We start from the raw sequence: 8,607 nt of genomic DNA, 5'->3' as shown, positions 1-8,607 counted from the left end.
TTGTACTTATCCAAATATGCCAATATCTTTCCCTTTGATTCAAAGTCCTTAGGATATATAGTAATGGATGAAGGAACTGATGAAGCCCCTAGTAAATTCAATGATTGCTGCTTATCATCTTCAAATCGCTGACCTGTTATGACGTTGTAATCTGATTTTTTTTGTTCCTCTACAATTTTAGATTTTTTACAGCTGTTTATATAATAACTGCTAAGCTCATTGCTATATCCTATTCCTTGAGATAAATCAGATAGATTGCTATCCTTTTTAGCTCTAATTATTCCAGTTATGCTTATAGTCAAGGATTTTTTAGAGTTGTATAGCTTCTGTAAATTTTTGTCGCTTATATCTGTCGTAAAGTATTGTCCTTTCTTTTTATAAAATTCATCATTTAAGATAATTTTATATTCCTTTCCTATAAGCTCATCGAATTTTATATTTTCTTCTTTATCATAATCTACACCTAAAGCCTTTAAAATATCTCTATCTACTCTATTGTATTCATCTACTACGAGCACGATATCTGACTTGTCAGTTGGATAATACCCGTACAGCAAATCGTAATTTTGCTCTAAATAGTTTTCCTCTCCATTTCCTTCAGGATAAGATGAAAAATTGATAGCAGAAGTATCTAATATCGAAACTCTTCCATTATCATCCTTTTTAAGGATATTCATATCTACTTGACTTTTATATGATATTGCAGAAAATAAATCTTTGTCCATATTTTTTATATATTCGACATATTCATCTGTTATCTGATTTTTATGCGATTTACTATTTGCCTCCCAATCATATGGATATATTATATCTTCGTTTGTGTACAATTCAAAATTGTCATTGTCCTTTTGAATATCTTTTATTTTATCTATTTGAGCGTAAATATCTAAACTACCGTAATCATTATCTATTACAATAGGAAAATCTGCTAGAGTATTTTTTTCATAATCATCTATTTTCTGTTCAAATCCAGTAATCAATGATATCAATATAGCAATACCTATAATTCCAACGCTGGATATAAGCATATAGAGAAATGTTCTGACTTTTTTATTGGACATATCTCTTGCAGCCAGCTTCATAGCCATACCTACACCCATAGCTGTCTTTTTTAATGAAATATTTCTCTGATGCAAATCCTCCTTGAGTGGATTGCTGTCGTAAACGATCTCTCCATCTCTAAAGGAAATAATTCTAGTAGCGTACGATTTAGCAATCTGTTCATTTTGAGTCACTACGATAACTAATTTATCCTTAAAAACCTCACTCATCAAGTCCATTATCTCTAGACTAGCTTTGCTGTCTAGATTTCCTGTAGGCTCATCTGCAAGTATTATCTTAGGATCGTTTACTAATGCACGTGCAATCGCCACTCTCTGCATTTCGTCTCTAGATAAAAATTCTGATGTCTTTCTCATATAATCCTTAATGCCGACTTTATCTAAGGCATCTAATGCCTTTTTTTGCTTTTCCTCCTTAGACAAGTCATTAAGTGATATCGCAACTTGTACATTTTCTAATATACTTAGATGAGGTATTAGGTTGTAATTTTTAAATATAAATCCTACAGTATTATTTCTGTATGAATCCCAATCAGAATCGCTAAAATCCTTTGTAGATCTGCCATTTATTATTAAATCGCCCTTATCACAATGCTCTAAGCCACCTATTATATTCAAACAGGTAGTCTTTCCTGAGCCACTTGGTCCTAAAATTGTCACAAATTCGCTCTCTCTAAACTTTAAATTAATCCCATCTAGAGCGATTTGCTTATTGCCTCCTGTTATATAACTCTTATAAACATTTTTAAGCTGTAACATAGTCCCTCCTAAATCTATTTACCTCAACTATTTTAGACAAATACATTTTAATATATTTTAAATATAAAAGAAATATATTAATAAAATATGAATTAAATATAGATGTAAAATTTTATATTAAGTTCATATTTACAATCTATAATGTTATAATGTAATTTAGTTAAAATAAATTTGCCTAAACGGTAAACTTTCTTAATATAGATAATAAATTTGAGGTGCTTTAAATGTTTAATATACTAGTAATTGAAGATAACAAAAATATGAGAAAGCTCATATGTGCTACTTTAAAACAAAATGGATACTCAACTTATGAAGCCTCTGACGGTGAGGTTGGATTAGATGTTTTAGATACTACACATATAGATTTGATAATTTGCGATATAATGATGCCTAATATGGATGGCTATGAATTTACTGAGACTTTAAGAGAGGGACATTGTGAAATCCCGATTATAATGGTGACTGCTAAAGAACAGCTAGAAGACAAGAAAAAGGGATTTTCTATGGGAGCGGACGACTATATGGTAAAGCCTATCGATTTTGAGGAATTAATTCTGAGAATAGGGGCAATATTGAGGAGATCAAAAATTGTAAATGACCACAAGATAACTATTGGAAACACTGTTTTAGATTATAATTCTCTATCTGTAACAGTAGGTGGTGAATGTAATACTCTCCCTAAGAAGGAATTTTACCTTTTATTTAAATTAGTATCTTCGCCAGATACTATATTTACACGTAGACAGCTTTTAGATGAGATTTGGGGTATGGAGAGCTTAGCAGATGAGCGAACTGTAGATGTACATATCAAGAGAATAAGAGAGCGCTACAGAGATTCCAAGGATTTTGAAATTGTCACAGTAAGAGGTCTTGGATATAAAGCGGTGGTCAATTCATGATAAGAAACCTACAGACAAAGCTTATTTTATTCATGGTTTTGATTTCGATATTTTCTGGATGCTTCTCATTTATTATTTCGTATTGCTTTTACGGAAATACCATAGAGCATACTATGAAGCAAAACCAAACCAAAATAGCTGAAAATATTTTGCTATTACACGATGAAACTGATTTTCCACTTGAAAAGATTATTTCGATGGATTTTGGAAGTGAATACGAAATAAATGTAGTAAACGATATATCAAGCTACGATGATTTAACTGAAAGTGGCGAAGTTATTTACTCTGAAAAACCACTTCATTCGATTACTACACTTGTCCCAGTTGAAGATAAATACGTCGTGATTTCAAATAAACCAAAGAAGAACTTATTTTTTTATACAACTATAAATAGTCTACTTGCTATTTCATATACATTGGTATTTATATCGATAATAGTGACTATGCTTAGTAAAAAATTTTTAATGCCTATTAGAAATTTAAACTACGCAACTGGAGAGGTCGCCAAGGGAAATTTCAATATAAAATTACCTATCCCAAATGAATTTGAATTAGCTTCTTTAACTGCAAAATTCAATACAATGGTAAAGGAATTAAATAGCATCGAGACACTTAGAAACGACTTTATAAGCAATGTATCCCACGAAATCAAGACGCCAATAGCGACTATACAAGGATTTTCAAACTTATTAAAGGACGATACTCTTTCAAAGGAGGACAGAGACGAATATCTAGATATAATAATCAGCGAAACATCTAGAATTTCCAATTTAACCAGCAATATTTTGAAGCTGACTAAATTAGAAACTCAAGAAATCATAACAGACAAGGTGGCATTTTCTCTAGATGAACAGCTAAGACATTCTGTGCTTCTTTTACAGAGGGATTTAAGCGAAAAAAACTTAGACATAGATATAGATCTAGATGAGGTAGAAATATACAGTAACGAGGACCTATTACAGCAGGTTTGGTTAAACCTGATCTCAAACGCGATAAAATTTACAGACGAAAATGGAAAGATATCTATACAATTGATGGATACAGAGGATACTGCAACTGTTAAAATTACAGATACAGGTATCGGCATGAACGCTGAGAGTATAAATCATATTTTCGATAAATTCTACCAAGCGGATAAATCGCATTCTAGCAATGGAAATGGCTTGGGACTAGCTCTTGTAAAACGCATCGTCGACTTATGTGACGGTACGATAAGAGTCAAGAGCATGCTAGGTGAAGGCTCTTCCTTCACAGTTGAATTGCCTAAAAATAATATTAAAATAGAGGGTTAATAAACCCAAATACACTTTTAATCTAATTTAAGGGGGACTTTGTCCCCCTTATTTTTCTTTATCTATATATTTTTATATCGTTTATTAGCTCATAGACTTAATCATTTTTTGTATATACATATAATAGTTATTCCACATATCGTTTATATTGTCTATATCTTCACAAGTCATTATATATGGAGTATCCATAGTCATATATTCAGAAGTCATATTTCCCATGTACTGCATTGGAGTCATATCGAATATAGGATCTATATAGCTACATTTATACTCGTTTTCGTCCATATAGTTATATGATTTCTCCATACATCCACAAGATTTCTCTGAGTAATCGCTTTGTTTTTTCATACAGTCGCAGGATTTTTCATGGCAATCGTGTTGTTTCTTCATACAGTCACAAGATTTTTCATGGCAATCATGTTGTTTCTTCATACAGTCACAAGATTTTTCATGGCAATCGTGTTGTTTCTTCATACAGTCGCAGGATTTTTCATGGCAATCGTGTTTTTGATTACTTGTGTAGTCATCCATACAGCTATTTAATTTGCTGTTGCATTTATTTATAATTTGCTCACATTTTTTAGATTTATTTCCGTATTCCTTTATCTTTTCTTCTGCAGACTTATAGCATTGTAGCGCTTTTTGTTCGTATTTTAGAGCCTGGTTGTATAAATATTTTGCCTGCTCTTTATAATTTTCTGCCTTTTCATACGCACATTTTGCATTTTCACATTTTTCTTTAGCCTGCTGTTCTATTTGAGTCGCTTGTTTATATAGACATTTAGCCTTTTCACAAAGCTCTTCTGCCTTTTTCATCAATTCCTGAGCACTGCAATTAGCTTTTTTAGAGCCCATATCGGCCTCCTTAGCACATTGCATTAGATTGCATGATTTTTGAGATAAGCATTTTGCATTTTCTTCAAGCTCTTTTGCCTCTTTAAGAGCACAATTAGCCTTTTCTTCATACTTCATAGCTTTGTCAAATAACTCTTCTGCTCTCTTTGCCAAATCTGTGCATTTATCCTCACATTTGATTTCACAGTCCTCTTCACATGGACAAGGATATTCTTTTATTTTAGGTTTACATTTAGTTGGTTTACAGCTCTCTATTGGAGTTATACATTTATCAGGAATGCAGCTTTTTGGATTACATTCACATGGTTTAGTGTTGCAAGTACAATTATATTGAGGTAGATGCTCCTTTTTTGTACAATAATTCATATCCTTGTCGCAAATATTCCCCTGATTATTAAATGAACAAGATTTCTTTTTCTTTCTCATAATATGTCATTCCCCTTTTTGTGATAATCAAAAAACATATATATTTGTTTATTATAATTATATGTAAACTAAAAAAACTGGTTACAATCAGCAAAAAACTCACGCCGAAAATCCCATATAAAAGTAGTAAATCAAAAACACAACGAGTACAATCAGCACGATTTTTTCCAAATACACAAGTAAAATATCTTTATAGCCTATAAATCTCATATACCTTCTTATAAAAATAATATTTGTCGTAAATGATATTCCTTGACATATCACAATTATTGCAACAGTCAATCTAGATATAAATGTTATTTTGTTGTTCAATACCTCAATCGAGTAGATTTGATTTAAAAATCCTAAACTAATCGATTTTGCAATATAATCGGGGTACGGCATTTTTAAAATTCCTAGAAAATCTGCGTACAGATCACTAATAATATTTACTGCTATTTCATTTTTTATAATAAAATCCGTAAATAAAAAAGAAAATATCAAAAGAGGAACCATTCCTGCGACTATATTTATAGCCTCGTTTAAGTACTCAAAAATATACTTAAACAAGCTCTTTTTTTCTTTATTTTTCAAATACATCATTATAGACATTTTAAATTTATTTTTTCTATATGTCTTCTCCTTGTATTTGTTTTTTACAAAGAAGGTTTTTTTAATATTCTTTATTGGATAAATTCTACACAGAATCAAATTTACAACTGAAAACACGAATAGATAAGATATTATAAGAGTTATAAAATTTAACCTCAATCGATTTGCTGTATATATTATTAAATAAATCTGCAAAATTGGATAATTCAATATTGAGTTTACACATTCATTTTTTCTAAGCTTACCCTCTCTATATAGCCTATACACTAGATAAAATCCAACAAAGCTATCTACAAAGAAAAACACTGCAAATATCACTATATTCTTACCGCTCGTCCTAAAAAACCTCTTCGTAAACCCTCCAAAGCATCCATCAAATATATTTAAAAGACCATACTCTATAAGAAACGGTAAAAACACAGCACTTATCGGAAAAAATACAACTAACCTAAATATGCTCTCCTTCATTATCTGAACTAGATCCTGATCTTCAAAAAATATAAATTCATTTTTAAATAAAAAAACTGCCAAGATCAAAAGCGATAAAATTTTTAGAAATATATCTAATCTTACAAATAAGCTCTTTTCTTTTTTGATGATCTCCTTTATAAGTACAAGCGATATAAATAAAATAGTACAGGTATACACAAATCCTCTATGCTTTAAATAAACTAAATCCGATATATAAATTACAGGAGAGACGATATTTTTATTTACAAACAGCGGAAGAAAGAAAAATACTACTCCAATCGCCGAAAATACAACGATTTTAACCACCTCAAAAAAATCCTTATCACTGAGCTGTTTTATATCCTCCATAAAATCACCTCTATATTTATTTTGATTTATTTTATTTTTTTCCTCTATTTATTTTTAGACAATATTCCAAAATTTGCTTTAAAATGAATATAACTGTATAATATATAAATGGTATTATTTTAAATTGGAGGTGATAATTTGAGTGATATTAATAAAACTATATTAATATTAACAGCTCAATTTGGTGCTGGCCATGTAAGTGCAGCAAATGCTATAAAGGAGTATATACTAGAAAAAAATCCAAATTACAATATAGTAATTCAAAATTTTATAAACGCCAGCATACCGCGTATAAATAACCCCATGGTTAAGATGTACGAAAAAAATACTAAATACGTACCAGAACTTTATAACTATTATTATTATGCCAAGAAAAATTTTAATTCAAAATTCGATATAACGTATAAAATATATACGCCTAAGCTGACAGAATATATATTGGAAATAAAACCAGACTTGATAATCTCGACATTTCCATCGGCTGCTGGATGTGTTCACGACTTTAACTCAAAGCAGGAAAACAACCCTATTCCATGTATAACAGTCATCACAGACGTTGTAGACAGCTTAGAATGGATTTTTCCTAATACAGATATGTATTTTGTACCTACATACGAAATTAAACATAGATACGTCCAAAAGGGCTTAAATCCCGATATTTTTAGGGTTACAGGCGTACCTACAGATAAAAGGTTTAATATAAAAAATAAAACTTATTTCAAGGATGGAAAATACAATCTTCTTCTAATGGGTGGCGGAAGAGGTCTATTCGATTTCGACGAGGATTTTATGAGATGGCTAGATGAATTTTGCTTAGAATACAAAGACAAGCTTCATATAACTATTGTAACAGGTAAAAACGAAAAGCTCTTCAACAATTTAACTGTAAAAAAACCTCTAAAAAATATAGAGGTCTTGGGATTTGTGACTAATATGCCGGATTTAATCAAGGATTACGATTTATTAGTGACTAAACCAGGTGGAGCTACTCTATTCGAAGCTATAAATGCTCAAATCCCTATTATAATAAAGACGCCTAAGGTCGGACAAGAAATCGAAAACTCAAAATTCATAATCGACAAGGGAATAGGCATAGTGTACAACAGTGAGTTCGAGCTAAAGGAAATTTTCGACCTAATGGTAAATGGAGATTTAGATCACAGAATAAACTTCATGCTCGAAAACCTAGTCCACGTAAAGAAAAATATAAATCCCGAAAAAATCGGCGACTACGTAATGGAGCTTCTATAGAAAAGCTAAACAAAAAAGGTACAAAAATAGATTTCTAATCTGTTTTATGTACCTTTTCGATTATATTCTTTTATACTATCTATATTGTTCTAAATTAATAACCTTACCTAAATCGACCTTTTCCTTAACGAGCTTTTTATTCTTATTTTTGATATATTTTACCTTATTTTTAATCAAATTAATTTGATATAGCTCTACTAAAGAGAAAATTATAATTATTAAAACCTCATAGCTTATCATAGCGTTAAAATTCTCAATATTTTTAATATTTATATAATAAATAGCCACTAGGTCACAACACAGAAGCTCTATTATAATTATTGTAGATAGCCTCTTTAAATTTAAACTAGCTTTACTTCTCTTGCCTATCTTATATACTCCCAGCTTACTCTCACCCAACATCATCAGTATATCTTGAAATGCTATTTTGCATATACTTACATCAAACGCTTCTAGTAATAAAATTGCTATAGATATAAATATAACAAAACCCAAATTAAATTGAACTAGCATATCTCCTCTTACATTGCTGGTCATTAAAAAATATGTAGTAAATAATGTTAAAAATCCTGCAAATGTATAATTAATTCTATTTTCTTTTTTCTTAGTGTAGAAGGTATATAAAAATCCAACTATTAATATGAACCAAGGGAT

7 protein-coding genes are annotated in these 8,607 nt (G+C 30.4%); 3 read left to right on the top strand and 4 right to left on the bottom strand.

Annotated elements, in window-relative coordinates:
* The coding region (locus ACI3VO_RS00140; RefSeq protein ID WP_439755965.1) for an ABC transporter ATP-binding protein at nt 1-1,820 on the bottom strand (1,820 nt) is incomplete at its 3' end.
* Between the two features lie 224 nt (nt 1,821-2,044).
* Here ACI3VO_RS00140 and ACI3VO_RS00135 point away from each other — a divergent pair.
* Nucleotides 2,045-2,719: a response regulator transcription factor gene (locus tag ACI3VO_RS00135; RefSeq protein WP_439755964.1), complete on the top strand. Its 675-nt coding sequence runs from the start codon at nt 2,045-2,047 to the stop codon at nt 2,717-2,719.
* Nucleotides 2,716-4,011 (top strand): sensor histidine kinase, encoded by a 1,296-nt coding sequence (locus ACI3VO_RS00130; RefSeq protein ID WP_439755963.1) that lies wholly within the window; start codon nt 2,716-2,718, stop codon nt 4,009-4,011. The genes ACI3VO_RS00135 and ACI3VO_RS00130 overlap by 4 nt, the downstream gene beginning before the upstream one ends.
* An 84-nt stretch (nt 4,012-4,095) precedes the next feature.
* On the opposite strand, the gene ACI3VO_RS00125 is transcribed toward ACI3VO_RS00130, so the two are convergent.
* Both ACI3VO_RS00125 and ACI3VO_RS00120 read right to left on the bottom strand, forming a co-directional pair.
* Nucleotides 4,096-5,292: a hypothetical protein gene (locus ACI3VO_RS00125; protein WP_439755962.1), complete on the bottom strand. Its 1,197-nt coding sequence runs from the start codon at nt 5,290-5,292 to the stop codon at nt 4,096-4,098.
* A 99-nt stretch (nt 5,293-5,391) separates the two neighbouring features.
* Nucleotides 5,392-6,702: a hypothetical protein gene (locus tag ACI3VO_RS00120; protein ID WP_439755961.1), complete on the bottom strand. Its 1,311-nt coding sequence runs from the start codon at nt 6,700-6,702 to the stop codon at nt 5,392-5,394.
* A 138-nt stretch (nt 6,703-6,840) separates the two neighbouring features.
* Between ACI3VO_RS00120 and ACI3VO_RS00115 the strand changes: the two genes are divergently transcribed.
* Nucleotides 6,841-7,953, top strand: coding sequence for an MGDG synthase family glycosyltransferase (locus ACI3VO_RS00115; RefSeq protein WP_439755960.1), 1,113 nt, complete (start codon nt 6,841-6,843; stop codon nt 7,951-7,953).
* 75 nt (nt 7,954-8,028) lie between these two features.
* Here ACI3VO_RS00115 and ACI3VO_RS00110 read toward each other — a convergent pair.
* Nucleotides 8,029-8,607: hypothetical protein (locus ACI3VO_RS00110; RefSeq protein ID WP_439755959.1), on the bottom strand; the 579-nt coding region annotated here is incomplete at its 5' end.

It is taken from the genome of Intestinibacter sp., assembly GCF_051866655.1.
Taxonomy (GTDB): Bacteria; Bacillota; Clostridia; order Peptostreptococcales; family Peptostreptococcaceae; genus Intestinibacter.
This window is presented reverse-complemented; position numbering and strand designations above follow the sequence as displayed.